Raw genomic sequence first — 24553 nt, 5'->3', positions numbered from 1 at the left:
CGAGCCCCTAACCTTCCTCTGCTGCTTCAGCCGGCATCGGCCTCATTTTAGTCACCAAACTAGGTGCTAGCTACACATACGCAGCCGGTTGATAGAAAAAATTCCGAATAGCAACCGCTCGTGATTCTATCTTACCCCTCGACCGTCCAAAGTTCCCCGAAGGCCGGGACGTTCTCCAGGCGCAGGGTAGAGAGGGGCTCGGGCAGGGCGGGGTCGAGCGCCAGCTCGCAGCTCTCCGGGTCCGGCTCCAGGCCGAGCATGGCGCGCACCAGGAGCGGTGGTGTGCCCGCGGCCCAGCCCTGGGGGCTGCACGTGGTCGGGTACCCGACCGGGAAGCGCGTCTCCTCCCGCCGGTAGCCGGCGAATACCTCCGGCAGCCGGTAGTCGAAGTGCCGGGCGGCCTCTATCATGGCGGTCGCGATCCTGTTGGCCTCGGCCCGGTAGCCGTAGCGGTAGAGGCCGTAGGCTATGAGCGAGTTGTCGTGCGGCCAGACGGTGCCGTTGTGGTACTCGATCGGGTTGTAGCCGCCGTCCTCCTCGCTCATGGTGCGCACGCCCCAGCCGCTGAAGAGCGCGTCCTCCATCAGCCGGTCGGCGACGGCCCGGCTCCGCTCCTCCGGGACGATGCCGCTCCAGAGCAGGTGCCCCATGTTGGAGGTCACGGAGTCCACCTGCCGGCCCGTGCCGTCGAGGGCGAGGGCGTAGTAGCCGCCCCGCGCCTCCACCCAGAAGTCCCGGTCGAAGCGGCGCTTGAGGTCGGCGGCATCTTCCCGCAGCTTCCGGGCGAGCCCGGCGTCCCTCCAGACCCGTTCGGCGAGTTCGGCGCTCCTCATCAGCGCGTCGTATACGTAGCCCTGGGCCTCGCAGAGGGCTATCGGCGGTTCGGCCCGCGTGCCGTCGGCGTAGAGGACGGAGTTGTCGGAGTCCTTCCAGCCCTGGTTGTTGAGGCCGCGCGAGGAGCGCATCCGGTAGTCGGCGTAGCCGTCGCCGTCGGTGTCGGAGTAGCGTTTGATCCACTCCAGCGCCCGCCGGGCGGGCCTTTCCAGCTCGCGCACGAACTCTTCGTCCGCCGTCCAGCGCCACGCCTCGTGCAGCAGGACCAAAAAGAGCGGGGTGGCGTCCACCGTACCGTAGTAGGGCGAGTGGGGCACCTCGCCGAAGTGCGCCAGCTCCCCGAAGCGCAGCTCGTGCAGGATCTTGCCGGGCTCCGCGTCCCGGAAGTCGTCGAAGTCCGTAGCCTGCCGGCGGGCCAGAGCCCGCAGCGTACTCCTGGAAAATTCGGGGTCGAGATGGACGGTCTGGAAGGCGGTGATCAGGGCGTCCCGCCCGAAGAGGGTCATGAACCACGGCAGCCCGGCGGCCAGCAGGAGCCCGGGCTCGCCGTCCAGCCGGAAGCTGAGCGCCCGCAGGTCCGCCAGGCTCTGCTCCCAGGTCCTCTCCAGCGTCTCCCAATCGGTGTGCAGGGCGGGGGATACGGACCGTTGCGGACCGGCGGGTGCGGCGGCCGGCACCCCGCCCGCCTCCGGCGTGATGGTGACGAGTACGGTGGCGGTCTGCTTGGGCTCCAGGGAGAGGCGCGTGCCGACCCTGCCCGAGTCCAGCTTCACCCCACCTTCGGCGGTCTCCAACCGGACCCGGGTATCGCGGCGGAAATCCTCTCGCCGGTAGACGAATCGCAGCCCGCCACCGTCCTCACGCACCGGCTCGTCGGTCCTTCCGGCCGGGTGTTCCTTTACCTCGAAGAGGTCGGCGAAGTCCGCGTCCAGCTCCAGCTCCAGCAGCGCCTCCACGGGCCTCCGGGTGTGGTTGGTGAGCCGGATCTCCTCCCGGAGACCGCCGGCGAGTTCGCGGCGGCGCATGATGCTCAGACCGTTGCGCGAGCCGCCCGCCGGGGCGAAGAGATAGAAGCCCGCGCAGTCCCCGGAACTCTCGGAGGAGAGCAGGTGCGGGATCTCCCCGTTCACCCGCAGCACGAACCTGGACAGGTGGCGCGTATCCCGGTAGAAGAGCCCCTCCTCCCGGCCGCGCACGTCACCCCGGGCGTCCGAGATGCAGAACGCACTGCCCGCCGTCACCCACACCGATCCGTTCAGCAAACTGATATCTTCTCCCTTCTCTCTCCTGAGAATACTGCAAGCGCCGCGGAAGACTATAAGACTATACTGGAGCCGTGGAAGACTGGCGCGAGTCATTTACGGTGGTGGCCCTCTCGCGCATCTGGGACCGGCTGGGGACCGTGCTATGGACCGGTCTCCTGAGCTTCCCGCTCGGGCTCACCGTTCTCCTGCTCCCTCCGGCCCTGGCGGCGGTGGCCGACGCCGCCGTGCGCGGGGTGCGCGACGAGGAGTTCGGCCTGCGGGACTTCTTCGCCTCCGGGTTGAGGTACTTCCTGCGGTCCTGGGTCATCTTCCTGCTCCTGGTCTTCATCTTCGCCGCCATACTCTTCAACGTCCAGTTCTACGCCGCGCGCGAGGGGATCTTCTGGACGGCGGCGCTCTCCCTCACGCTGGCGCTGGCGTTTATCGTCACTGTGGTGGCTCCTTTCCTGTTCCCGGCGCTGGTCCGGGACGACCTCGGGCTGCGGGACACGGTCCGGTACGCGACCCTCGCCGCTCTGCGAAAGCCGCTCAACGCCGTCTCGGTGGCGCTCATAGCCGGCTCTCTGCTGTTGCTCCTGACCTTCACGACCGTCGGCCTCCTCTTCTTCTGGCCGGTGACGATGTTCTTCGCCGCCGCGGCCCTGGAGCGGGCGGTAAAGGAGCACCGGGCGGGCCCTACCCCTTCACGGCCGTGAACGAGACGCCCTCGATGATCTGGCGCTGCGCCACCAGGAAGACCAGCAGCGTGGGCAAGAGGGCCAGGAGCGAGCCGGCCATCAAAAACTCCCACTGCGTGTCGTACTGGCTGCGGAACGCGGCGAGCCCTACCGTAAGCGGGAACTTCTCCTGGCTGTTCAGCAGGATGAACGGCCAGAAGAACTGGTTCCACGCCGAGAGGAAGCTGAAGATGGTGAGCGCGGCCAGCGCCGGACGCGCCAGGGGGAGCATGATCTGCCAGAACGTCCTGAAGCGCGACGCGCCATCCACCTTCGCCGCTTCTTCCAGCTCGTAGGGCATCTCCAGGAAGAACTGCCGCATCAGGAACACGCCGAAGGTGTAGGCGGCCTGCACCAGGATCACGCTCGTGTACGTGTCCACCAGCCCCAGGAAGGACATCATCTGGTAGATGGGGATCAGATAGACGTGCACCGGGATCATCAGCGTGCCCAGGATCGCGTAGAAGATCACCTGCCGCCCCGGGAAGCGCATCCGCGCCAGCGCGTAGCCGGCGGTCGTCGCCAGAGCTATGTTTATAACCGTGACGAAGGCCGTGTAGATGAGGCTGTTCAGGAACCACCGGCCGTAGGGCACGATCTCCCACACGTTGCGGTAGGCGTCGAAGCTCACCGGATCCGGGATCCAGTTCCCCTGAAAGACCTGGTCCGGCGTCTTGAGCGAGGTTGTAAGCGACCACGCGAACGGCACCAGGAAGAAGGCCGCCATCGCCACCAGCACGGCATAGGCGAGCACTTTCAGCAGCACATCCAGGGCCCGGCTCTTGCCGCTCGCTTCGGTCTTGACCGTAGTAGAAGCCATCTTTACCCCTCACTCCGTTGCCGACTCGCCCACGATGCGGCGTTGGATCAGGACGGTGACGAAGATGATCACGAACAATATGAACGCCCCGGCCGCCGCCGTTCCCATCTCCTGGCTGCGGAACGCCTCGCGGTAGATCCAGTAAACAACCGTCAGCGTCGAGAACTCCGGCCCGCCCTCGGTGATGATCGCGATCTGGTCGAAGACCTGCCAGCACCCGATGATGCCGAGCGTGACGATGAGGAACGTCACCGGCTTGAGCATCGGGATGGTTATGTACCACAGCCTGCGCCACCAGCCCGCGCCGTCTATGGCGGCGGCCTCATAGAGCTGCCGGGGCACGCCCTGCAACCCGGCGAGGTAGATCACCATGAACTGCCCCACCGTGGCGAAGATGTTCATGAACATGATCGTCTCCAGCGCCGTGCTCGCGCTGGTGTACCACTGCAGCGGCCCGAACCCGAACAGCCCGATAAACCTGTTGGCGATGGAGTTCGGGTCCGAGGAGAAGACCAGCGTGAAGATGACCGCCAGCGCCGCCGAGCTGGTCACCGTCGGGACGAAGAACGCCGCCCGGAAGAAGTCCCGGAAGCGGATGCCGCTGTTCATCACGATGGCGAGCCCCAGCGCCACCACGGTCTGCACCGGGACCACCCCTAAAGTGTAGTAGAGGCTGTTCCAGAACGCCGTCCGGAATACCTCGTCCTGCCCGATTATGTACGCGTAGTTCTCGATCCCCACGAACGGCCGGTTGGCGCCCAGCACCGGCCAGTCGTGCAGGCTGACCCAGAACGCGTAGAAGATGGGCCCGAAGACGAAAACGGCCATGACCGCCAGCGTGGGCAGGAGGAAGAGGTAGGCCATCGTCACGTCCTCGAAGACGCGGCCCCGGAACGGGTTCCACCGGCGCGGGGTCTTAGTGGCCGGCGGCGGGGGCTGGCCGCCGGTCCTCTGGTTTACGGCCTCCACGACCTCACCCCGCTACCCGTCCGCCCGCTCGACGTCGGACTCCACCGTGCTCTTCCACTCCTCCAGGATGCTCCGGAACTGCTCCGGCCCGGAGCTGAAGGCGCGCTGGATGGAGTTGTTGGAGTTGTCCAGCACGGGCTGCGGGTCGGAGGTGTTGAGCTGCCAGGCTGTCGCCTCCGGCGTGGAGTCCACGAGCGCCCGGGCCTGGGGATGCTGGTCCAGGTAGGACTGCACGGCGTCCTCCCGCGGCGGGATCGCCAGCCCGAGCTCGCCCCAGCGCCGCTGTCCCTCCCGGCCAGTGAGGTACTCGATGAGCTTCCACGCCGCGTCCGGGTTCTCGGCGTTGGCGTTCATGCAGTAGGCCACCGTGAAGAGCAGGCTGTCCTGCCCGCCCTCGTAGGGCAGCGGCGCGATGCGGTACTCCCGGTCCGGGTAGGTGTCGTTGAGGAACGGGATGGCCCAGTTGCCCTCGAAGACCATCCCGATACCGCCCTTGCCCAGAGCGTCACCGGCCCACTGCGCCCCGGTGTCCGCGGGCTGGACCGCGATCTTCTCCGGCCCGGTATACATCCCGGCGAAGAACTCCAGAGCCCGCAGGTTGCCCTCCAGGTTGGGCATCACGTTGCGCTCGTCGTCTATGATCGGCGCGTCCTGCTGCAGGGCGAAGGCCAGATACCGGGGCAGCTCGGGCTGGAGCGAGAGCCCCCACCGCCCGTCGCCGTCCGTGAGCTTGCGCCCGTACTCCCAGACCTCGTCCCACGTCGCGGGCGGGCTGTCCGGGTCGAGCCCGGCCTGCTCGAAGAGCTCGAGACTATAGAAGAGGCCCAGGATCGAGTAGTCCTTGGGCATCCCGTAGATCATGCCGTCCTCCAGCGAGGTGAAGGCGTCCACGAGCGGCCGGTAGAAGTCTGCGGGGTCTATGACCTCGCTCCCCTCGATGTAGTCGTCCAGCGGCCGCAGCGCCCCGGTGGCGATGAGCTGCGGGGCGAAGAGCGAGTCCAGGTAGAACACGTCGGCCGCCGTGTTGGACGATAGCTGGGTGACGAGCCGCTGCATGTAGTCCCCGGTGGTCACCTGGTAGTCTACCTGGATCTCCGGGTTGGCCTCCTCGAAGTCCGCGAGCATCTCCCGCAGCCGCTCCTCCTCCGCCGGCGAGGACGAGAACCCGGTCAGCGTCACGGTCCCGGACGCCTCCTCGACCGTCCGGGGCCCGTCGCCAACCCGGGCGCCGCCCCCGCACCCCCCGAGCATCGCAAGCCCGGCGGCCATACCCATGCCCGCCACAAACTGCCGGCGCGTGAGCTTCCTTCTTCCCAGCAAGATGGTCCTCCTTCCCTGCCTTCCCACTACGGCTCCCCCCGCCCCGGCGGCGCGGTGGTCTCCCGGACCACCAGCCGGGGCGGTATCTCCACCCGCTTGGCGGGCAGCGGCCGCTCGGCCTGTATCTGCTCGGCGAGCAGCTTCACCGCCTCGCTCCCGATCTCGTGCAGCAGCGGGTCCACGGTCGTGAGCCGGTTCTCGGCCGCAACCGGCAGGCCGTCGTATCCCACTACCGACAGGTCCTCCGGAACCCGCACCCCGGCCTCCCGCACGGCCTCGATCAAACCCAAAGCCATGTGGTCGCTGGAGGCGAACACGGCCGTCGGCATCTCGCCAGCCAACAGCTCCCGGCCCGCAGCCCGCCCGGACTCCCTCGTGAAGTCTCCGGCCACTACCGGCCCCTCCGGCACCCCGGACTCTGCCAGCGCTCGCCGGTAGCCGGCCAGCCGCTCCCGAGCGGCGTTCATCTCCGGGATGCCCATGAGAAAACCGATCCTGCAGTGCCCGAGCTCCAGCAGGTGCTTCGTGCCCCGGTAGCCCCCCTCCCGGTCGGGACAGAGCACCCGCGGCACCTCCAGCCCGGCCGTCCCATCGTCCACGATCGCCACCGGAAGCCGCCCTACAGCCCCCTCCAGCAAACCGCCGTCAGCGGGCAGTACGGCCAGCATCCCCGCCGCCTCACCCCATCCAGCCAGCCACTCCACGCTCCGCGCCCGCCGCTCCCGGCTCGAACCGACCGTGAACAGCGCCGCCATGTACCCCCAGCGCTCGATCTCCGACCCCACCCCGCGCAACACCCGCGCCATCCACTCGTCTGCAAAGTCCTGCACCAGGATCGCCACCAGCTGCGTGCTGGACGCCAGGTTGCGGGCCGCATCCCGCATCACATACCCCAGCGCCGCAGCAGCCTCCATCACCTGCCGCCGCGTCCGCTCCGAAACGTCGGGCCGCCCGTTCATCACCCGCGATACCGTAGAGACCGAAACCCCAGCCCTCCGGGCCACGTCCACAATGGTCACCCCTCCCCGAACGCGGCCGTCACCCCTGCCGCCGGTCTGACCCATCATCCGCTCCCTGTTTCCCGGTAACGTTACCGGGAATTATATGGCGGGTTGAGGTGTGGCGTCAAGTTCTGGGAGGTTAGGGGAATCCTGCGCCTTCGAGCGCGGGCCGGGCGTCTCTGGTGTAGCGCCCTTGGTAGCCGGGGGGCGGGTTGGGGGCTTCGATCAGGAGCTCCGTGCCCTCCAGGTCTTCTGAGGAGACGCCGACCCGGATCGCGCCGTCATCCAGTCCCAGATAGAGCATATCCCCGTCCATGAGCCGCGACGGGAGGCCGGCTGCGGCGGCCTCGGGCGTGGCGAGTGAGACCCACACCCCGCGGGCGGCAGCGGGGGCGACTCCGTCGGTAAATACCGCAACCCGGCCGGCGAGTCCGGACTCCTCCAGAACTTCGGAGAAGCGCGTGAGGCGCAGGAGGCCGGAGCCGCTGCGGGGGCCGCAGCCGGCGACGACCAGCACGCGCCGGGGCTCCACCCCGCCGGATTCCACGGCGCGCACGGCGGCCTCCTCTCCGGCGAAGACGAGACACTTGCCTGAAGCGTAGGTCTTATCGGTATCCGCCGACCAGCCGACGGCCTCGACGGTCTTCCTGCGGTCCCGCATGAAAACCAGTCCCGAACCCTCAGCATCCGGCGGCTCGGGGACATCGTCCGGCAGCCGGTCCCGGAGCCTCCCGGCGACCGTACGGGTGTCGTGCACGGCTCTGCCCAGGTGCTTCAGAATTCCCGGCACGCCGTGTTTCAGGAACCACTCCGAGCCGGGGGTGGTTGCGGGGCCGGTCTCGCGGGAGATCACCCGCATGACGCTCCCGAACCCCGGCACGTTCGCCTCCCGGGCTATGGCGGCCAGGTGCACGAGGGGCTCCGGACCGCCGCTCAGGGCGCAGCTCGCCCGCAGAGCATTGGCAAGCGAGAAGCTCTGCACGATCTCTTGCGGCTTCGGTCCGCCTTCCCCGGCGAGTGCGGCGGCCAGTTCTGCGGCATCTCCCTCTTGCGGCGCGAGTCCCATCGCTGCAACCGCGGCGGAGGTGGCATCCCGAGCTCTTCCCGCGACCACGGCTGGGAGATTCAGGCGCAGCGCGGCGATCACGAGTCCGGCCAGAACCTCGGGCTCGGGAGCCGCGAGCAGCAGCCCGTCCGGCTCCCGGACGGCGGCCGCCATCTCGGTTGCGTCCGCCGTCCACTCCCGTCGCAGCCCGATGCCGCGGGAGGCGGTCTCCGGCAGGGGTATGAGGACCGGCTCGCAGCCCGCGTCCCGCAGGCGGTCCGGGTAGCCGGAACCGGGAGGAGCTGCGACACCGACGCGCAGCACTTAGCTCTGGAGTTTCTCCAGGATGATCCGGCGCACCTCTCCCCCGTCGGCCTGGCCGCGGGTGGCCCGCATGACCTGCCCGACCAGGAAGCCCACCACCTTCTGGTCTCCTCCGCGGACCTTCGCCGCGGGCTCGGGGTTCTCGGCGATGACCTGCTCCACGATGCCGGAGAGCTCATCCTCGCCGAGCCCCTTGAGGCCCTCCCGCTCCACCACGTCGGAGGGTCTATCTCCGGTCTTGAAGACCTGATCCAGGACCTCCTTGGCGGCGGTACGCGAGATGGTCCGGCTCCGGACCAGCTCTATGATCTCCACCAGGTGCTCTGGCGTGACCCTGGAGTCGGAGATCCCCAGCCCCGCGTCGTTCAGACGGCCCAGCAGTTCGACGCTCACCCAGCTGGCCGCCTGCTTCGGGTCCGTCTCTGCGGCGACCCGCTCGTAGTACTCGGCCAGCTCCCGGCTGCTCGTGAGCACTCTGGCATCGTACTCGGAGAGGCCGTAGCTCTCCATGAAGCGGGATTTCATCTGCTCCGGCAGCTCGGGCAGGCGGCTCCGGATCTCCTCCACCCACGCCCCGGACAGCTCCAGCGGCAGGAGGTCCGGCTCCGGGAAGTAGCGGTAGTCGTGGGCGTACTCCTTGCTGCGCAGTTCGTGCACCTCGTCGTCGTCGGGATCGTAGTGCAGGGTGGTCTGTTCCACGCGCCCCCCGCTCTCCAGCAGCGCCATCTGGCGTTCCAGCTCGCGCGTCAGGCCCCTCTCCACGAATCGGAAGGAGTTCATGTTCTTCAGCTCGGTCTTGGTACCGAAGGAACCGTCGGGGTTGCGGATGCTGACGTTCGCGTCGCAGCGCATCTGCCCCTTCTCCATGTCCGCCTCGGAGACACCGACCGCGCGCAGGATGCTCTTGAGCTGGTTGGCGGTAGCGCGGGCGGCCTCGGGCGAGGGGATGTCCGGCTCGGTGACGATCTCGATCAGCGGCGTGCCGCCGCGGTTGAAGTCCACGAGCGAGCCGACCGAGCCGTGCATCCGGCCCGACTCCCCGACGTGCACGTTCTTGGCCGCGTCCTCCTCGAGGTGCAGGCGTGTGATGCCGACCCGGAGGGTCCCTTCGGAGGTGGGGACCTCCAGATATCCGCCGGTGCACAGCGGCTCCTCGTACTGCGAGATCTGGTACCCCTTCGGCAGGTCCGGGTAGAAGTAGTTCTTGCGGGCGAAGACCGAACGCGGAGCCACCTCGCAGCCCATCGCCAGCCCCGCCATGACCGCCAGCTCCACGGCCCGCTCGTTGATGACCGGCAGCGCTCCCGGGTGTCCCAGACAGACCGGACACACCTGCGTGTTAGGCTCCTCGCCGTAGGTCACCCGGCAGCCGCAGAACATCTTAGTCTCGGTAGCCAGGTGGACGTGGAACTCCAGCCCTATCACAGCCTGGTAGGTCTTCTTGCGCTCCCTCGTCTCCAAGAGCTCTTCCTCGCCTCTTTCTGCGCGTCTCTCCGCTCTGCCGGGCTCATTCTAACACCATCCCGGGTGGAGGCCGCATGCTATAATGTACCCGCTCCATGAACAAATCCGAGTCACAGGAAGATCGGGGGGAGCCGGTTCCGGAGGCGGACCGGCCGCATCTGATCGTCCTGCAGGGGACCAACGTCGGCACATTCTATAAGCTGGAGTCGGACGAGACCGTGCTGGGCAGCGACCCCCTGCGGGCAGATATCGTGCTGCGGGAGCGGGAGGTCGAACCGCAGCACGCCAGTATTCATGCGGACCCGGGCTCCGGCAGCTACGTGCTCCGGGATCTGGAGACCGGTGGCAAGACCGCCCTCAACGGCGAGACTGTGGACGGTGCGGCCGTGCTCTCCGACGGGGACCGCATCTTCCTGGGGATGAGCGTGCTGGAGTTCTCCATGCCCGACCCGCTGCGGGCCCGTTTTCACGGAGCCATCCACCGCATGCTCAACTACGACTACCTCACGGGGCTGCTCGCCAAGCCCCGCTTCGACGAGGAGTTCGAGCACGCACTGGCGGCGGCGCGCGAAAGCGGCGAACCGCTCGGCGTGCTCATGATAGACATAGACAACCTGAAGAAGATCAACGACGCCCGCGGTCACTTGCTCGGCGAGTTCACCATTCAGGAGGTCGGGCGCCTGATCGGGGCCGCTCACGGCGAGGGCGGCCGCCGGGCCACCCGCTTCGGCGGCGACGAGTTCCAGACCATCCTGCCCGGGCTCGACAAGGCCGGCGCGCGGGAGGTAGCCGAGGAGCTGCGCCGGGCCGTCGAGGAGTACGCCTTCGACCGGGAGGGCGTGGTGGTGAACCCCACCATCTCGGTCGGGGTGGCGGCCTACCCCGAGGACGGCGGCACCACCGAGGAGCTGACAAGCGCGGCCGACGAGGCCCTCTACCGGGCCAAGAGCCTGGGCCGCAACGTAGTCTACTGCTAGCCGAGCGAGGAGGACAGTATCCCCGTGGAACTGCTACGGACGGTTCTAGAAGCGGTGAAGAACACCGGGTCCGGAACGCTCCGGAGCGTCGCCCCGATCATCGGGATCCTGCTCATCTTCCACCTCATCGTGCTGCGCGAGCCCCTGAGGAACTGGAAGGAGGTCTCGATCGGGCTTCTGCTCACCGTGATCGGGCTCGCCATCTTCCTCAAAGGGCTGGAGATCGGGCTGCTACCGCTCGGAGAATCCGCCTCCGGGGCACTGGCGCAACGGGGCTCGCTGGTACTGGCCGTTGTCTTCGGTCTGACCCTCGGCTATGGCGCCACGCTCTCAGAACCCGCGCTCGCAATCCTGGCGGAGCGGGTCGAAGATCTGACCGCCGGAGCCCTCGGCGCGACCGTCTTCGTGCAGACCGTGGCCGTCGGGGTGGCACTGGGCGTGGCGGTCGGGGCAGCGCGCATCGTACTCGGTGTGGAGATAACGCCGTTCTTCATCCCGGCGCTGGCGCTGGTCATAGTTCTCACTTTCTTCGCTCCGGAGCGCTATACGGGACTGGCCTTCGACGCCGCGCTCGCCACCACCGGGCCGGTTACCGTCCCGCTCGCCATAGCCCTGGGCAGCGGGCTGGCGCTCGCCCTGGGCCGCGGGGACATACTCGTCTTCGGCTTCGGGCTCGTCGCCTTCGCCGCGCTGGGGCCGATTCTGTGCGTCCTGATCCTGGGAATAATCCTCGGAGACCCGGCAGGCTAGGAGTAGAGATGCAGGGATACAAGCTGGTAGTCTCGATAGTCCCCAAAGGCTCGGCGAACACCGTCATGGACGCGGCGCGCGAAGCCGGGGCGGAAGGCGGAACCATACTGCTCGCCCGGGGAACCGGCATCCACGAGGCCCGGAAGTTCTTCGGCATCTCGATCAGCGCCGAGCGCGAGGTGCTGCTGACGCTCGTGGAGCCGGAGAAGGTGCGGTCGGTGCTGGACGCCGTGGTGGAGTCCGGGAAGCTGAACGAGCCCGCCCGCGGCATAGCCTTCGTCCTGCCGGTAGACGAGGTGACCGGGATCGTGCACCGGGAGAACCGGTAACGAGACACATCACCCGCATTACATTAGACGTTTCTCACATTAGAGGCTTCTAACCCGATCCCCATTGTCTGGCGCGGTCCTCCGCAATAGGATGCCGGTACAGGCTCGTTGAGAAGGAGGTGAGATATGGCCTGGTTCGGAGCGGTCTACCCGGCCCGGAGGCGCGCCGCGGCGAGCACCGACACCTCCCGCCCGCGGCGGCGCCGGCGGAGGCGCCGGAGGCGGAACCGTCGCCGCCGGCGCCGGGGCACGGACACCTGAGAAGGGTGTGGGCAGCGGAGAGGGCCTCGTCAGGGGCGAGGCCCTCTCGCCGTGAGGTCAATATACCAGCGGAGCGGCGATCGTGATGCGTTTGCGAGAGAGAATCCAGGGCTTTCTGGGGCACATCGAGGAGACGTACTCGCCGGTGGAGTTCGCGCCGGCGGTGCCGGTGCGCGAGGTCTTCCGGCGCTTCTGGCCCTACGCCCGCCCTTACCGCCGGTGGCTGGCCCTGCTGCTCCTCTTCGTGGCGCTCGCCCCGGCGGTGGACGCCGCAACCCTGTATCTGTTCAAGCTCCTGGTCGACGACGTGCTCGTCGCACGGGATCTGGGGCCGCTGGTCTGGATCGCGCTGGCGTACGTGGGGCTGACGGCGCTGGGCGGCATCGTCTCGTTCTGCGACGACTACCTCGGGGACTGGGTCGGAGAGAGCTTTCTGCTCTCGCTGCGGCGCGGGTTCTTCGAGCACCTGCACGGCCTCTCGCTGGACTTCTTCGAGCGCCGGAAGCTCGGGGACGTCATCTCCCGCCTCTCCGGCGACATCGCGGCCATCGAGAGCCTGGTGCTCTCCGGCGTGACGCAGGCGCTGGCGGCCGTAGCGCAGCTCGTCATCTTCGTCGGGGTGCTCTTCTACCTGAGCTGGAAGTTGGCGCTCATCTCGCTCTTCGTGGTGCCGCTCTTCTACGCGGCGGCCAGGTATTTCTCGCGCAGGATCAAGCACGCCTCGCGCGAGCACCGGCGGCGCAGCGGAGCTACCGGCGCGGTGGCCGAGGAGAGCCTCTCTAACGCCGCCCTGGTCCAGGCGTACAACCGACAGGCGGAGGAGGCTGCCCGCTTTCACCGGGAGGCTCTGGCCAACTTCCGGGCCAAGATGGCCGCCACCCGCCTGAAGGCGCTCTTCTCGCCCCTCATAGACCTCATAGAGCTCTCCGGGGTGCTGGTGGTCATCGGAGTGGGAGCTCTCCTGCTCGCCCGCGGCGAGCTGACCCTGGGCGGGCTGCTGGTCTTCATCGCCTTCTTGAGCCAGCTCTACGACCCGGTGCGCGAGCTGAGCGGCCTGATCAACACCGTGTACGCGGCCGCGGCGAGCGCGGAGCGCATTATCGAGTTTCTGGACGAGCGCCCCTCGGTGGAAGACCGGCCCGGCGCGAGGAGCATCGCCCGTGCCTCCGGACGCGTGGAGTTCGAGGCGGTCTCCTTCTCCTACCCGGCCGGCAGGGGCGCGGCGCTCGAAGACATCTCCTTCCGCGTAGAGCCGGGGGAGACGCTGGCGCTCGTGGGGCCGAGCGGAGCGGGCAAGTCCACGATCGTTAAGCTGCTTCTGCGCTTCTACGACCCGGATGCGGGTGCCGTGCGGCTGGACGGGACCGACATCCGGGACATCCGGCTGCGCTCGCTGCGGGAGAACGTGGCCGTGCTGCTGCAGGAGACACTGGTCTTCGACGGCACGGTGCGGGAGAACATCGCCTACGGCAGGCCCGGTGCGACGGACGAGGAGGTGGCACGCGCCGCAAGGCTCGCCGACGCGCACGAGTTCATAGCGAGGCTGCCGGACGGCTATGAGACCGTCGTCGGCCAGAAGGGGCGCCGGCTCTCGGGCGGGCAGCGGCAGCGGATAGCCATAGCGCGGGCCATGATCCGGGACGCTCCCGTGCTCGTGCTGGACGAGCCGACCTCGGGACTGGACGCGGAGTCGGGACGGAGGGTGCTGGAGCCGCTGCGGCGGCTGATGCGGGGCCGAACAACTATAATCATTTCGCACGATCTCTCTACGGTGCGGGAAGCGGACAGAATTCTGGTGCTGGATCGCGGCCGGGTAGCGGAGAGCGGGACTCACGGCGAACTCATGCGGGGCGCCGGGCTCTATGCCGACCTCTACCGGGCGCCCGGAAGCGAGGTCCTGACGTGACCGGAGACGCCGGATTGCCGCCGCTGAAAGCCGGGGTCGAACTGGCCCCCGGTTACCGTGTGCTGGAGCATCTCCACCGCAGCAGGAGCTACGATGTCTACGGCGTCTGGAGTGCCGAGCGCTGCTGCCGGTGCATCGCCAAGACCCCGGCTCCGGACATGCTGGAGAAGCGCTCCGCGCGCAACCGCCTGCTGCGCGAGGGCCGGCTGCTCGGGAGACTGACCCATCCCCACTTCGTGCGCCTCTACGAGGCACTGAAAGAGCCGCAGCCGGTCCTGATCCTGGAGACCCTCACCGGGGAGACGCTGGCGCACCTCATCCACCGGCGGGGGCGGAGGCTCCCGCTCCGGGAGATCGCCTACCTCGGGCTGCACCTGTGCTCGGCCATGCACTACCTGCACCGTCACGGCCTCCTGCACCTGGATCTCAAGCCCTCGAACATCATCTCTCAGCCCCCGCTCGCCAAGGTTATAGACCTGAGCATCGCCCGTCCGCCGGGGCGGGGCCGGAGCGGCGTCGGAACGGTGCCGTACATGTCTCCAGAACAGGCCCGCGGCGGGCATCTCACAGCAGCTGCCGACGTCTGGGGCATCGGGGTCGTGCTCTACGAGGCGGCCACGGGCCGGCGGGCCTTTCCCGGTTCCACCGGCAGCGACACCGAACACGAGGCCCGCTACGAGCAGCTGGAGCGCCGGGCGGATCCCGTCCGGGAGCACCGGCGGGTACCACCGGCGTTCGCCGCCGCCGTAGACCGCTGTCTGGAGCCCGCCCCTGCGGACCGCCCGGCGGTCGGGGAGCTGTTCGCGCAGCTCGACCGCCTACTGAAAAGCTAGCTCAAAAGTAGCGTCGCGTAGGCCGCAAGCCAGTGCTCCACCATGTAGTCGCTGCCGGTGACATGCGGGAGCGCGGCGGCCGCGTGGCGTTCGGCCGCCGCGAGCAGCGGCGGGATGCGCACGTCGTCCTGCGGCAAGCGCTCGGCGAGCGTCGCGAACGCCCAGGCGCGGCTGAGGTTCAGGCCGTGCAGGTGCGCAATGTGCCCGTCGGTCGGGTCCGAGACCACGGCCGGCCGGAAGAGCGATTCAGGGCTGCTATCGGCGAGGGTGGGCAGGAACCGCTCCAGCCAGCCGGGGAACCGGGAGGGGCCGAGGATGCGGGACATCAGCTCGGCCTCGCACAGGGCGGGCGAGAGGAAGTCCGCCCCGGAGGGTTCGTAATGCGCCGGGTAGTCCTCATCGCGGGCGAACCAGCGCCCGGCGGCGGCCCGGATCGTAGCCAGCAGCGCATCGTCGCCCTGTCCGGCGCGGAGCTTCGCGTAGTCGTAGGCGCGCGAGAGGGCGAAGGCCGTGTTCTGGTGGACGCCCGTGCGCTGCGGGTACGTCACGACGGTAAGCCATTCGGCGAGATTGGAACCCAGGAGGGTGGCGAGCGGCTCCAGCGCCGCCGCCCAGCGCCGGGCGTCCGGGTCGTCCCACGTCTTTAGCTCGTAGCTCAGCGCCAGCAGCCAGCCCCAGCCGTAGGGGCGCTCCAGCGCCCGATGGTTGGGGTCGCTGAAGAAGCCCGCCTCGGCCGCTATGTTCTCGGCAGTCAGCAGCTCGTCGAGTGTGGCCCGGGCCTCAGAACCGGGGACGGCGTCCGGGAAGCGGCGGAGCAGGCGCACGACGACCCAGTGCATCTCGACGCACGAGTGCCAGTCGAAGCAGCCGTAGAAGGCGGGATGCAGCTCCCGGTGTGTCGGGTACGCTCCCGGTCCCGTAGCGACGAAGTACGGCATGTGAGGGTACTCGCGCGTAATGTTGGCCAGCGCGGTCCGGACGTACCCGGCGGCCCGCTCGCGCAGAATCTCCTCGCGCCGGCGGCGATCGAAGGTCATTCAGGGTCCTTTCCGGCAGAGCAGCAGGTTGACGGCCTTCAGGGTCATGACGGCGCTGCGGTCCTGGTTTAGGACCTCGATGTAGGAGATAACTGCGCCCCGGTCCGGTTTGGAGCGGGAACGGTTTGCCTCCAGCACGGTCACGCGCACCGAGAGTTCGTCGCCGGGACGGACGGGCCTGAGCCAGCGCAGCTCGTCGATGCCCGGCGAGCCCAGGCTCGCAACTTTCGAGAGGTAGTGGTCGGCGAGGAGCCGCATCATGAGCCCGGCGGTGTGCCAGCCGCTGGCGATCAGGCCCCCGAACACGCTCCGCTTCGCGGCGTCCGGGTCGGTGTGGAAGGGCTGCGGGTCGAAGCGTCGGGCGAAGGAGATCACCTCCTCCTCTTCGACCAGGATCGGACCGAACTCGTGCACCGAACCGGGTACGTAGTCCTCGAAGTAACGGTCCCCGACCGGCGCGCCAAACCCGGAAGAGCTCACGGCTTCATCCGGTAGCGGAAGTCCACCACCTCTTCGACGGCGCGGGCGGCGCGCAGGAGCATGGGTTCGGTGAAGTGGTCGCTCATGAGCTGCACGCCGACCGGCAGCCCTTCGGAGAGGCCGCCGGGGACGCTGATCGCCGGAAGCCCCGCCATGTTGGCCGGGATGGAGCAGATGTCCGAGGCGTACATCGCCAGCGGGTCGTCCACGCGCTCACCGATCCTGAACGCCACCGTGGGGGAGGTGGGCGAGAGCAACACGTCGAAGCGCGAGAACGCGGCGCGGAAGTCCTGGATGATCCGGGTCCGCACCTTCTGTGCCCGCGCGTAGTAGGCTTCGTAGTAGCCGCTGGAGAGGGCGTAGGTGCCGATCATGATCCGGCGCTTCGCCTCGGCCCCGAAGCCCTCGTTGCGCGTGCGGCGGTACATCTCGTGCACTCCGTCGGCAGGCACCCGCAGTCCGTAGCGCACACCGTCGTAGCGGGCCAGGTTGGAGGAGACCTCAGCCGGAGCCACGATGTAGTACGCCGGGAGCCCGTACTCGGCGTGCGGCAGGCTGGCCTCCTCGACGCTGGCCCCGGCGCCTTCCAGCCTGCGGGCCACGCTCTCCACCACCTCCCGCACTCCGGGCTCCACCCCCTCGATGTTCGTCAGCTCGGTCACCAGCCCGACGCGCAGACCCTCTGCCCCGCGGTCCAGCTCCGCGAGGTAATCCGGGACCTCGACGCCGGCGCTGGTAGAGTCGCGGGGATCGTGCCCGGCTACGGCCTGCAACAGCAGCGCCGCATCGCGCACATCTCGGGTCATGGGCCCGATCTGGTCCAGCGAGGAGGCGAAGGCGATCAGCCCGTAGCGCGAGACGCGTCCGTAGGTGGGCTTCAGGCCCACGATGCCGCAGAGCGCTGCCGGCTGGCGCACCGAACCGCCGGTGTCCGTCCCGAGCGCCCACCAGCCCTCGCCCGCGGCGACGGCCGCGGCGGAGCCGCCGGAGGAGCCACCCGGCACCCGCTCCAGGTCCCAGGGGTTGCGCGAGACACCGTAGGCCGAGTTCTCGGTCGAGGAGCCCATCGCGAACTCGTCCATGTTGGCCTTGCCGAGCATGATCATGTCCCCGCCGAAGTTCCGGAGCGCCGAGGCGTCGTAGACCGGCTCGAAACCTTCGAGTATCTTCGAGCCGCACGTGGTCTGAACGCCCCTGGTGGAGAGCACGTCCTTGACCGCGATCGGAACCGCCTCCCACAGCCGGATGCCGCCGCTCCCGGCCCGCTCGTCCACCCGGCCGGCGCGCTCTAAGGCCAGCTCGGGCGTGAGCGTGATAAAGGAACGGACGCGCTCCTCCACCTCGTCTATGCGGGCGAGCGCGGCCTCGGCGGCCTCGCGGGCCGAGACTTCGCGGTCCCGGACCTTCTCCGCCAGCTCGTAGGCGGTTAGCTCCAGCATTCTAGTCTATCCTCGGCACGGCGAACATGTTGTCCATGACTTCCGGCGCTACCCGGAGCGCCTCCTCGCGTGGCAGCGGCTCACGCGGGGTGTCCGGCCGGAGGACATTGGTGAGGTTGAGCGGGTTGGCCGTGGGCGGCACGCCCTCCAGGTCGAGCTCCGAGATCTTCTCTATGCTCTCCAGAATGACGCCGAGCTGGTCGCGCATCTTCGAAACCTCTTCGTCGGTCAGCCCCAGCCGGGCGAGATCTGCCACGTGACGCACCTGCTCTTCGGATATCATCGGACGAATACCTCCACTAGCCTGCGACCGCTATATCTTAGCAGGCGAAGTCTCTCCGGCGGGGGGATACCGGCCCCCGGAGCGGAATACCACCAGCTCGTCCTCCGGCACGAAGCCGAGGCGCGCGGCGAGGGCCAGCGAGGCCCGGTTGTCCTCTTCGGCTCCCCAGACGGGCCACCTGTCCCGCTCCAGCATGTGCCGGATCATGTACGATGAGCACCGGACCGCGTGCCCCCGGCGCCGGTACTCCGGGAGGGTGTCTATCGCTACGTCCCACAGGGTCTCGGTGAGGGCCGCGACGCAGCAGAAGGAGACCGGCCGGTCCCCGGCGAACGCCGCGGCGGTGAGGTATCTCCGGTCGGCGGCGAGCCGCAGCCAGGATGCGAGCTCCGGCGGAAGGTCCCGCAGCCCCTCCAACTCGGCGGGTTCCAGCAGGCGTACACCATCCACCGGTTCCAGCAGGCGCTCTGTGCCGGCGCCGAGTTGGTGGATCACGGCCCGGACACGCCTGTGGTCCGGCAACACCCGCGCCGCGTGGTCTGCGTCCTCCGGAGTAGCCAGGACGGAGCCCATGCCTCCGGTGCGTGCTAGGGCTTGCCGGATGAGAGTATGGTCCGGCTTCCGGACTACGATCACCAGCTCGTCATCCGGGTCACAGAGGGCGAAGCCCTCCCCGTCCGGGCCGAACAGCTCGCCGTGACCGGCGAGCAGCAACGAGCGGACCTCCACCCAGCGCGGTACGTCCGGCAGAGCCGCGGCCAGCTCCTTCATGAGATCTCGTTCCTCGCGTTTCACCCGGCACCTCCGGCCCTACATGCTACCCCGGCGGGCCGCTGGAGACACGCCAGCACCCGGCAGCTCTCAACGTCGAATAAGTGCCCTCCGGAGGACCGGGTTGGGCGCGGGGACAGATACCCGGCTAGCGCCGCGCCGCCTCCAGGGCGTTGTACAGGAGCATGGCGCGGGTCATCGGGCCCACGCCGCCGGGGACGGGCGAGATGGCGGACGCCTTCGGCTCCACCTCCCCGAACCGGACGTCGCCGGTGATACCGTCCTGAGTGCGGTGGATGCCCACGTCTATTACCACCGCCCCTTCCTTCACATGGTCTCCGCCGATCATCTCCCGCTGCCCGATGGCCGCAACGAGGATGTCCGCGCGGGAGGCGACCTCCGCCAGGTTCTGGGTGCGCGAGTGGCAGACGGTAACGGTGGCGTTCTCGCGCAGGAGGAGCTGGGCCAGCGGTTTGCCGACGAGGTTCGAGCGTCCCAGCACTACCGCCTCCCTCCCCTCCAGCTCGATACCGTTCCTCTTCAGAAGCTGGATCACGCCGTGCGGCGTGCAGGGCAGAAGAGACGGCAGCCCGACCGCGAGCCGGCCTGCGCTCAGGGGGCTCAGCCCGTCCACGTCCTTGTCCGGGTCTATGCGCGAGATTAGCGGCTGGGCGTCCAGACCTCTCGGCAGCGGGAGCTGGATGAAGAACCCGGAGACGGCATCGTCCTCGTTCAGACGCTCGACCAGCACCTCCAGCTCCTTCTGCGGAACATCTTCGGGGAAGCTGTGCAGTTGCGACTCTATCCCGACTTCGGCGCAGTCGTTCTGCTTGTTGCGGACGTAGGTGACCGAGGCGGGGTCCTCGCCGACCAGGATCACGTCCAGCCGCACCGAAACCCCCCGGCTCTTCAGCTTCATCACCTCTGCCGACACCTCCCGCCGCACCGCAGCGGCGGCGGCCCGGCCGTTCAGGATTCGCGCCAAGACACTCCCCTCTCCAGACGCCTAGATCAGCTTCGGAGCCACCTGCTTCTTGCGGCTCATGACTCCTGGCAGGTCTATGACGTTGTCCTTCATCTTCGTGTTGAACGCCTTCTCGACCGGAGCGGCGTCGCCGGCCAGAAGCAGCTTGGTCCCCTGTTCGGCGATGTCGGTGATCATGAGTGCGTAGAGAAGGTATCCGCTGCTCCGGCGGGCCTCCTCCAGCGCCCGGAGCAGCTCATCCTTCCGCTCCAAAAGAGCGGTTCCGACGGTCTCCACCTGGGCTATGCAGATCTCATCTCCCGAGGCGAGCTGGTAGGTCTTGGAGTCGCGGGAGATCAACTTCTCCGCCGAGAGCCGCGAGACGTCGGAGGACTCCTCGAACATCTCCCGTCCGAACTCCTCCGCGTCGACGCCGAGCATCTCCTCCAGATGCCTCACCACCTTCCGGTCCCGGTCGGTGGTCGTCGGAGAGTTGAGGATCACGGTATCCGAGAGGATCGCCGCAAGCAGCATCATGGCTGTGGAGCGCTCGGGCTCTATCCCGTGCAGCCGGAAGCGCTCCATGACCAGGGTGGAGGTGGACCCCACGGGGTCGAAGGTCGCGGCCACCGGCACCTTGGTCTGGATGTCTCCGATATGGTGGTGGTCCAGGATCTCCTCGATGTGTGCCTGGTCCACGCCGGGAATGCTCTGACCCCGCTCGGCATGGTCCACGAGCAGCACACGCCGGGGCTCGGGGTTCACGAGATCCGTGCGGGTCACGATCCCGATGGGCCGGTTCCCGGAGTCCACCGCCACGGCGCCCCGGTAGTGCACCTCCATCACCTGGTCGGTGATGTCCGAGATCAGCTCCTCCGGCCCGACCGTCAGCGGGTCTTCGCTCATCACCGTCCGGCAGGGAACGGCGAGCTGAATCATGCGGCTCGTTACGTAGGAGTCCAGCGGTGAGCGCACCACGCTGGCTCCCTGCTCTTTAGCCCGCTCGACGACCTCGCGCTCCGGATGCGCGCCGTTGGTTATGACCAGGACCGAGATCCCGAGCTCCAGCGCCCGCAGCTGGGCCTCCGGCCGGTCGCCCACGACCACGATGTCGCCGCTGCCCATGGCCTTGCCCATGGACTCCAGGCTCATTGCCGTCACCCACAGCCGGCCCGCGACCTGCTGGTCGCCGCCGGCGGCCAGCTCGCCCTCCAGCACGCTGACGATAGAGGAGACGGAGACCGGGCTGTGCGCGAAGGTGGAGGGCTCCCGCGACTCCCGGATGTACATGCGGGCGAGGTCCCGCTCGGTTATGATCCCGACCAGCACCCCCCGGTCGTCCACGATCGGGATCTGGCTTATCCCGCGCCGCGCCATCGCGAGTCCCGCGTCCCGGATGGGATCGTTCCAGTTGGAGGTTATGACGTCCTGGTTCATGACGTCCTTGACGCGCAGCATGATGTGGGGGACGAACTTCGGAGCCCGGGCCCCGCTCTTCTTGAGCGCCCACTCGGTCTGCGGATTGGGATCCCCGAGCCGGGCCGGAGCATAGGTATCACCCGGATGCAGCTTCTGCTTGAGCTCCGCGTAGCCTATGGCAGAGGCTATGGAGTCCAGATCGGGGTTCCTGTGCCCCGTCACGTAAACGTGCTTCAATGCAGCTCCTTTCCTGACCGCAGAGAGTCCGGACGTCGAAACAATTTATACCCTCCTGAGCGGAGCGAGCCCGGGCACGAAGGTCCGGTCCTCGGAACCGAACCGCACGACGACCCGGCCGGCCCGCGCGTCCACGACCTCTCCCACGCCGAACTTGGCGTGCCGCACCCTCTCGCCCGCCCGGAACGCCGGAGGCTCGCCATCCCCGGTCCTCTCCGGCGGCCTCCCGAACGCCGGGGCACGGCGCGTTCCGGAGGCACCTCCGGCCTTGCAGCGGTCCGGGATCTCCGAGAGGAAGCGCGAGGGCAGCCGGAACTCCCGCTCCCCCCACGCGGAGCGGACTCGGGCGTGCGTCAGCGTCAGCGTCTTCATGGCGCGTGTGATCCCCACGTAGCAGAGCCGCCGCTCTTCTTCCAGGTTCTGTTCGTCCAGCGAGCGGGCGTGCGGGAAGGTGCCCTCCTCCATCCCCACGATGAAGACGTGGGGGAACTCCAGCCCCTTGGCGTTGTGCAACGTCATCAGCGTCACACCAGCTGCCCCGTCAACCAGCTCGTCCTGATCGGAGTAGAGCGCCTGCTCCTGCAGAAACTCCTCCAGACGCGCCTCATCATCGACGACCTCGTACTCCCGGGCCGCGCTGACCAGCTGCTCCAGGTTCTCCAGCCGCGACTCGGCCTCCACCGTGCCCTCGGCCTCCAGCTCCCCCCTGTATCCGGACTCCTTTAGCACGGATTCTATGAGCCTGGAGGGCTCTATCTCCCGCGCGGCGACCCGCCAGCCTTCGAAGAGCCGGCGCAGCTCCGAACAGGCCTTCTTCGCCTTGCCCGCGAGCCCGGCCCGCTCCGCCTCGGCGAGCGCGTCGTAGAGCGAGATCCCCTCCCGCAAGGCGTGCTCCCGCAGCTTCCCGACGGAGGCCGAACCGAGCCCCCTCCTGGGAACGTTTATGATCCTCTCCAGCGAGACTGAGTCCCCGGGATTGACGATGACCGAGAGGTAGGCCATGGCGTCTTTTACCTCGGCCCGCTCGTAGAACTTCACGCCGCCCACTACCTGATACGGTACGCCCTCGCGCACCAGCACGTCCTCCAGCACGCGGCTCTGCGCATTCGTCCGGTAGAAGACGGCCATCTCCTCCGGCCGCGCACCACTCCGCAGCAAACGCTCCATCTCCGAGACCACGTAGCGCGCCTCGGCGTACTCGTCCGGCGCGGTGTAGATGCGGATGCGCTCCCCCTCCTCCCCGTCCGTCCAGAGGTTCTTGGGCTTGCGCGAGGCGTTGTTCACCACCACCGCGTTCGCAGCATCCAGGATGATCTGCGTCGAGCGGTAGTTCTGCTCCAGCTTCACCACCTTCGCCTCCGGATAGTCCCGCTCAAACTCCAGGATGTTCCGGATGTCCGCCCCCCTCCACGAGTACACGCTCTGGTCGTCGTCCCCGACACAACATATGTTCTTATGCCTGTCGGCGAGGAGCTTGACCAGCCGGTACTGGGCGCGGTTGGTGTCCTGGTACTCGTCCACGAGGATGTACTTGAAGCGGGTCTGGTAGCGCTCCCGCACGTCGGGGAAGAGCTCCAGCAGGGCAACGGTCTGCATGATGAGATCGTCGAAATCCAGGGCATTGTTCTCGTAGAGGCGCTGCTGGTAGAGCCGGTAGACCTCGGCGACGTTCTCGGCCAGGTACCCCTCGGCGCGGCGCAGGTAGTCGTCGGCGTCCAGCAGGCGGTTCTTGGCGTCCGAGATCTGGGCGTGGAACTGCCGGGGGTTGAAGCGCTTAGGGTCTTTGTCCAGCTCTATGATGCAGCGCTTGACGAGCCGCACCTGATCCGCCGCGTCGTAGATGGTGAAGCCGCTCTTGTAGCCGAGTTTGGAGGCGTGGGCGCGCAGCACGCGGGAGCAGAAGGCGTGGAAGGTGGAGACCCACATCCTGCGCGACTCCGGCCCGACTAACAGGGCGACCCGCTCCTTCATCTCCTGCGCGGCCTTGTTGGTGAAGGTGATGGCCAGGATCTCGTCCGGCGCGGCCAGCCCCCGGTCTATGAGGTGGGCGATGCGGTACGTCAGAACGCGGGTCTTCCCGCTCCCGGCCCCGGCCAGGACCAGGAGCGGCCCCTCGGTGTGTTCTACGGCTTCTCTCTGCGCGGGGTTAAGTGAATCCAGCAGCACAGCACGGAGAGTATAACAGGCGGACGACCCCGGCTCCTCACACCGCTAAAGTTACGCGCGGCCGCGGGAGATAACCTGGGATCAGGAGGGTTGCTCGTACTCCTGCCCGGGATTCCGGTTCTCTCCGGATCCATCGCCGCAGCCTTCATGCACCCCGGCACAGACACCGCTTTTTCCCGATCTCGCCCAATACGAATCCGGGCATGGTGCCTCTGAAGGCGAGGATGAAGCCCCGGATCTCCAGCCGGGCATCACGCCCGCGTAGTATGCCGGCCCTGCCGGACGAAGCGGTGCAGCTCTACCCGAACCACCGGACCGTCCAGCTCTACCTCCGCCATCCCGGAGGAATGCCGGAAGCCCTGCCGCCGCATCTCCTGCGCGAAGAGCGGCGCACTCGCGCGCTGCGGGTCGGCGATCAGGACCTCGCCGCCAGATTCCAGCAGCTCCGAGATCAGAGCCAGCAGCGGCCCCACGTTGCGCCGCTCGTAGAGCACGTCGGCGGCCATTACCAGGCCGAACTTCCCGACCGGCTCCGGCGCGCGCCAGTCCAGCAGCGCGGTCTGGAGGGCATACCCGGTGTTGCGCTCCGCGTTGTGTCGGGCGAAGTCGAGCGCGGACGCGTAGTGGTCGGTGGCCAGCACGCGCGCTCCATGCGCGAGGGCGACTATGGCGGGAAGTCCCACCCCGCACCCCAGTTCTATCACGCGGCGGCCGGAGAGGCAGGGGCCCAACTCCTCCAGCTGCCGGGCCAGAGCTACGGCGCTCGGCCACAGCTCCGCCCAGTAGGGCAGGCGCTCGTCCCGGGCAAACTCCTCTTCGTCTATCAGGGCGTACGGGGCTGCGGGATGCATCAGGCGGTACTCCCGGTCCCCGATCCGGAGAGTGGTCTCTTTCAGGTCCGTCCGGCCCGAGAGGTGGGCGCGCAGACGCTCGGGCAGCAAAC

General features: G+C 68.1%; 23 protein-coding genes. 7 read left to right on the top strand and 16 right to left on the bottom strand.

What is annotated here, in order from left to right:
- Positions 1-131 precede the first annotated feature (131 nt).
- On the bottom strand, positions 132-2096 hold the full coding sequence (locus E0L93_RS06380) for an amylo-alpha-1,6-glucosidase (protein ID WP_165874194.1): 1965 nt from the start codon (positions 2094-2096) through the stop codon (positions 132-134).
- Positions 2097-2170: 74 nt separating this feature from the next.
- Here E0L93_RS06380 and E0L93_RS06375 point away from each other — a divergent pair, with 74 nt between their 5' ends.
- On the top strand, positions 2171-2794 hold the full coding sequence (locus E0L93_RS06375) for a hypothetical protein (RefSeq protein WP_132690051.1): 624 nt from the start codon (positions 2171-2173) through the stop codon (positions 2792-2794).
- Here E0L93_RS06375 and E0L93_RS06370 read toward each other — a convergent pair.
- The 6 genes from E0L93_RS06370 to gatB all read right to left on the bottom strand — a co-directional run bounded on the left by E0L93_RS06370 (position 2775) and on the right by gatB (position 9755).
- Positions 2775-3635 carry a carbohydrate ABC transporter permease gene (locus E0L93_RS06370; protein WP_132690049.1) on the bottom strand — a complete coding sequence of 287 codons (861 nt, stop codon included), beginning with the start codon at positions 3633-3635 and terminating at the stop codon, positions 2775-2777. The two genes, E0L93_RS06375 and E0L93_RS06370, sit on opposite strands and share 20 nt — an antisense overlap.
- A 9-nt stretch (positions 3636-3644) precedes the next feature.
- A complete protein-coding gene (locus E0L93_RS06365) occupies positions 3645-4604 on the bottom strand; it encodes a carbohydrate ABC transporter permease (RefSeq protein WP_132690048.1) in 960 nt (319 codons plus the stop codon).
- 12 nt (positions 4605-4616) lie between these two features.
- Complete coding sequence (locus tag E0L93_RS06360; protein ID WP_132690044.1) at positions 4617-5924, bottom strand: ABC transporter substrate-binding protein; 1308 nt, start codon at positions 5922-5924, stop codon at positions 4617-4619.
- A gap of 26 nt (positions 5925-5950) precedes the next feature.
- A complete protein-coding gene (locus E0L93_RS06355) occupies positions 5951-6988 on the bottom strand; it encodes a LacI family DNA-binding transcriptional regulator (protein WP_165874193.1) in 1038 nt (345 codons plus the stop codon).
- Between the two features lie 76 nt (positions 6989-7064).
- A complete protein-coding gene (locus E0L93_RS06350; protein ID WP_132690039.1) occupies positions 7065-8294 on the bottom strand; it encodes an IlvD/Edd family dehydratase in 1230 nt (409 codons plus the stop codon).
- Positions 8295-9755 carry an Asp-tRNA(Asn)/Glu-tRNA(Gln) amidotransferase subunit GatB gene (gene gatB, locus E0L93_RS06345; protein ID WP_132690037.1) on the bottom strand — a complete coding sequence of 487 codons (1461 nt, stop codon included), beginning with the start codon at positions 9753-9755 and terminating at the stop codon, positions 8295-8297.
- Between the two features lie 98 nt (positions 9756-9853).
- Between gatB and E0L93_RS06340 the strand changes: the two genes are divergently transcribed.
- From E0L93_RS06340 to E0L93_RS06320, 6 genes are all read left to right on the top strand, one after another.
- Entirely contained in the window at positions 9854-10735 is an 882-nt protein-coding gene (locus E0L93_RS06340; protein ID WP_132690034.1) for a GGDEF domain-containing protein, read from the top strand.
- A 24-nt stretch (positions 10736-10759) separates the two neighbouring features.
- Entirely contained in the window at positions 10760-11485 is a 726-nt protein-coding gene (locus E0L93_RS06335; protein ID WP_165874192.1) for a DUF1538 domain-containing protein, read from the top strand.
- An 8-nt stretch (positions 11486-11493) separates the two neighbouring features.
- Complete coding sequence (locus E0L93_RS06330) at positions 11494-11814, top strand: P-II family nitrogen regulator (RefSeq protein WP_132690030.1); 321 nt, start codon at positions 11494-11496, stop codon at positions 11812-11814.
- Positions 11815-11940: 126 nt separating this feature from the next.
- Positions 11941-12075: a hypothetical protein gene (locus E0L93_RS16425; protein WP_279387451.1), complete on the top strand. Its 135-nt coding sequence runs from the start codon at positions 11941-11943 to the stop codon at positions 12073-12075.
- 85 nt (positions 12076-12160) lie between these two features.
- On the top strand, positions 12161-13981 hold the full coding sequence (locus E0L93_RS06325) for an ABC transporter ATP-binding protein (RefSeq protein ID WP_132690104.1): 1821 nt from the start codon (positions 12161-12163) through the stop codon (positions 13979-13981).
- Positions 13982-13995: 14 nt separating this feature from the next.
- On the top strand, positions 13996-14814 hold the full coding sequence (locus E0L93_RS06320) for a serine/threonine-protein kinase (protein ID WP_243638133.1): 819 nt from the start codon (positions 13996-13998) through the stop codon (positions 14812-14814).
- Here E0L93_RS06320 and E0L93_RS06315 read toward each other — a convergent pair.
- The 9 genes from E0L93_RS06315 to E0L93_RS06275 form a co-directional block, all read right to left on the bottom strand.
- Positions 14811-15851: a DUF2891 domain-containing protein gene (locus E0L93_RS06315; protein ID WP_132690024.1), complete on the bottom strand. Its 1041-nt coding sequence runs from the start codon at positions 15849-15851 to the stop codon at positions 14811-14813. The genes E0L93_RS06320 and E0L93_RS06315 overlap by 4 nt on opposite strands.
- Positions 15852-16331: a MaoC family dehydratase gene (locus E0L93_RS06310; RefSeq protein WP_132690022.1), complete on the bottom strand. Its 480-nt coding sequence runs from the start codon at positions 16329-16331 to the stop codon at positions 15852-15854. It abuts the gene before it with no gap.
- Positions 16328-17770: an Asp-tRNA(Asn)/Glu-tRNA(Gln) amidotransferase subunit GatA gene (gene gatA, locus E0L93_RS06305; protein WP_132690020.1), complete on the bottom strand. Its 1443-nt coding sequence runs from the start codon at positions 17768-17770 to the stop codon at positions 16328-16330. Before gatA ends, E0L93_RS06310 begins: the two co-directional genes overlap by 4 nt.
- A 1-nt stretch (position 17771) precedes the next feature.
- A complete protein-coding gene (gene gatC / locus E0L93_RS06300) occupies positions 17772-18053 on the bottom strand; it encodes an Asp-tRNA(Asn)/Glu-tRNA(Gln) amidotransferase subunit GatC (protein WP_132690018.1) in 282 nt (93 codons plus the stop codon).
- A 30-nt stretch (positions 18054-18083) separates the two neighbouring features.
- Complete coding sequence (locus tag E0L93_RS06295; RefSeq protein WP_132690015.1) at positions 18084-18848, bottom strand: GNAT family N-acetyltransferase; 765 nt, start codon at positions 18846-18848, stop codon at positions 18084-18086.
- Between the two features lie 124 nt (positions 18849-18972).
- Entirely contained in the window at positions 18973-19809 is an 837-nt protein-coding gene (gene folD / locus E0L93_RS06290) for a bifunctional methylenetetrahydrofolate dehydrogenase/methenyltetrahydrofolate cyclohydrolase FolD (protein ID WP_132690013.1), read from the bottom strand.
- A 21-nt stretch (positions 19810-19830) separates the two neighbouring features.
- Positions 19831-21444: a putative manganese-dependent inorganic diphosphatase gene (locus tag E0L93_RS06285; protein ID WP_165874191.1), complete on the bottom strand. Its 1614-nt coding sequence runs from the start codon at positions 21442-21444 to the stop codon at positions 19831-19833.
- Positions 21445-21489: 45 nt separating this feature from the next.
- Positions 21490-23610 (bottom strand): DNA helicase PcrA, encoded by a 2121-nt coding sequence (pcrA, locus tag E0L93_RS06280; protein ID WP_243638132.1) that lies wholly within the window; start codon positions 23608-23610, stop codon positions 21490-21492.
- A gap of 251 nt (positions 23611-23861) precedes the next feature.
- Entirely contained in the window at positions 23862-24551 is a 690-nt protein-coding gene (locus tag E0L93_RS06275; protein WP_132690008.1) for a class I SAM-dependent methyltransferase, read from the bottom strand.
- Positions 24552-24553 lie beyond the last annotated feature (2 nt).

This window comes from Rubrobacter taiwanensis, assembly GCF_004337705.1.
GTDB classification, from domain to species: Bacteria; Actinomycetota; Rubrobacteria; order Rubrobacterales; family Rubrobacteraceae; genus Rubrobacter_C; species Rubrobacter_C taiwanensis.
The sequence above is the reverse complement of the archived record's forward strand: the minus strand, read 5'-3'. Positions and strand labels throughout refer to the sequence as shown.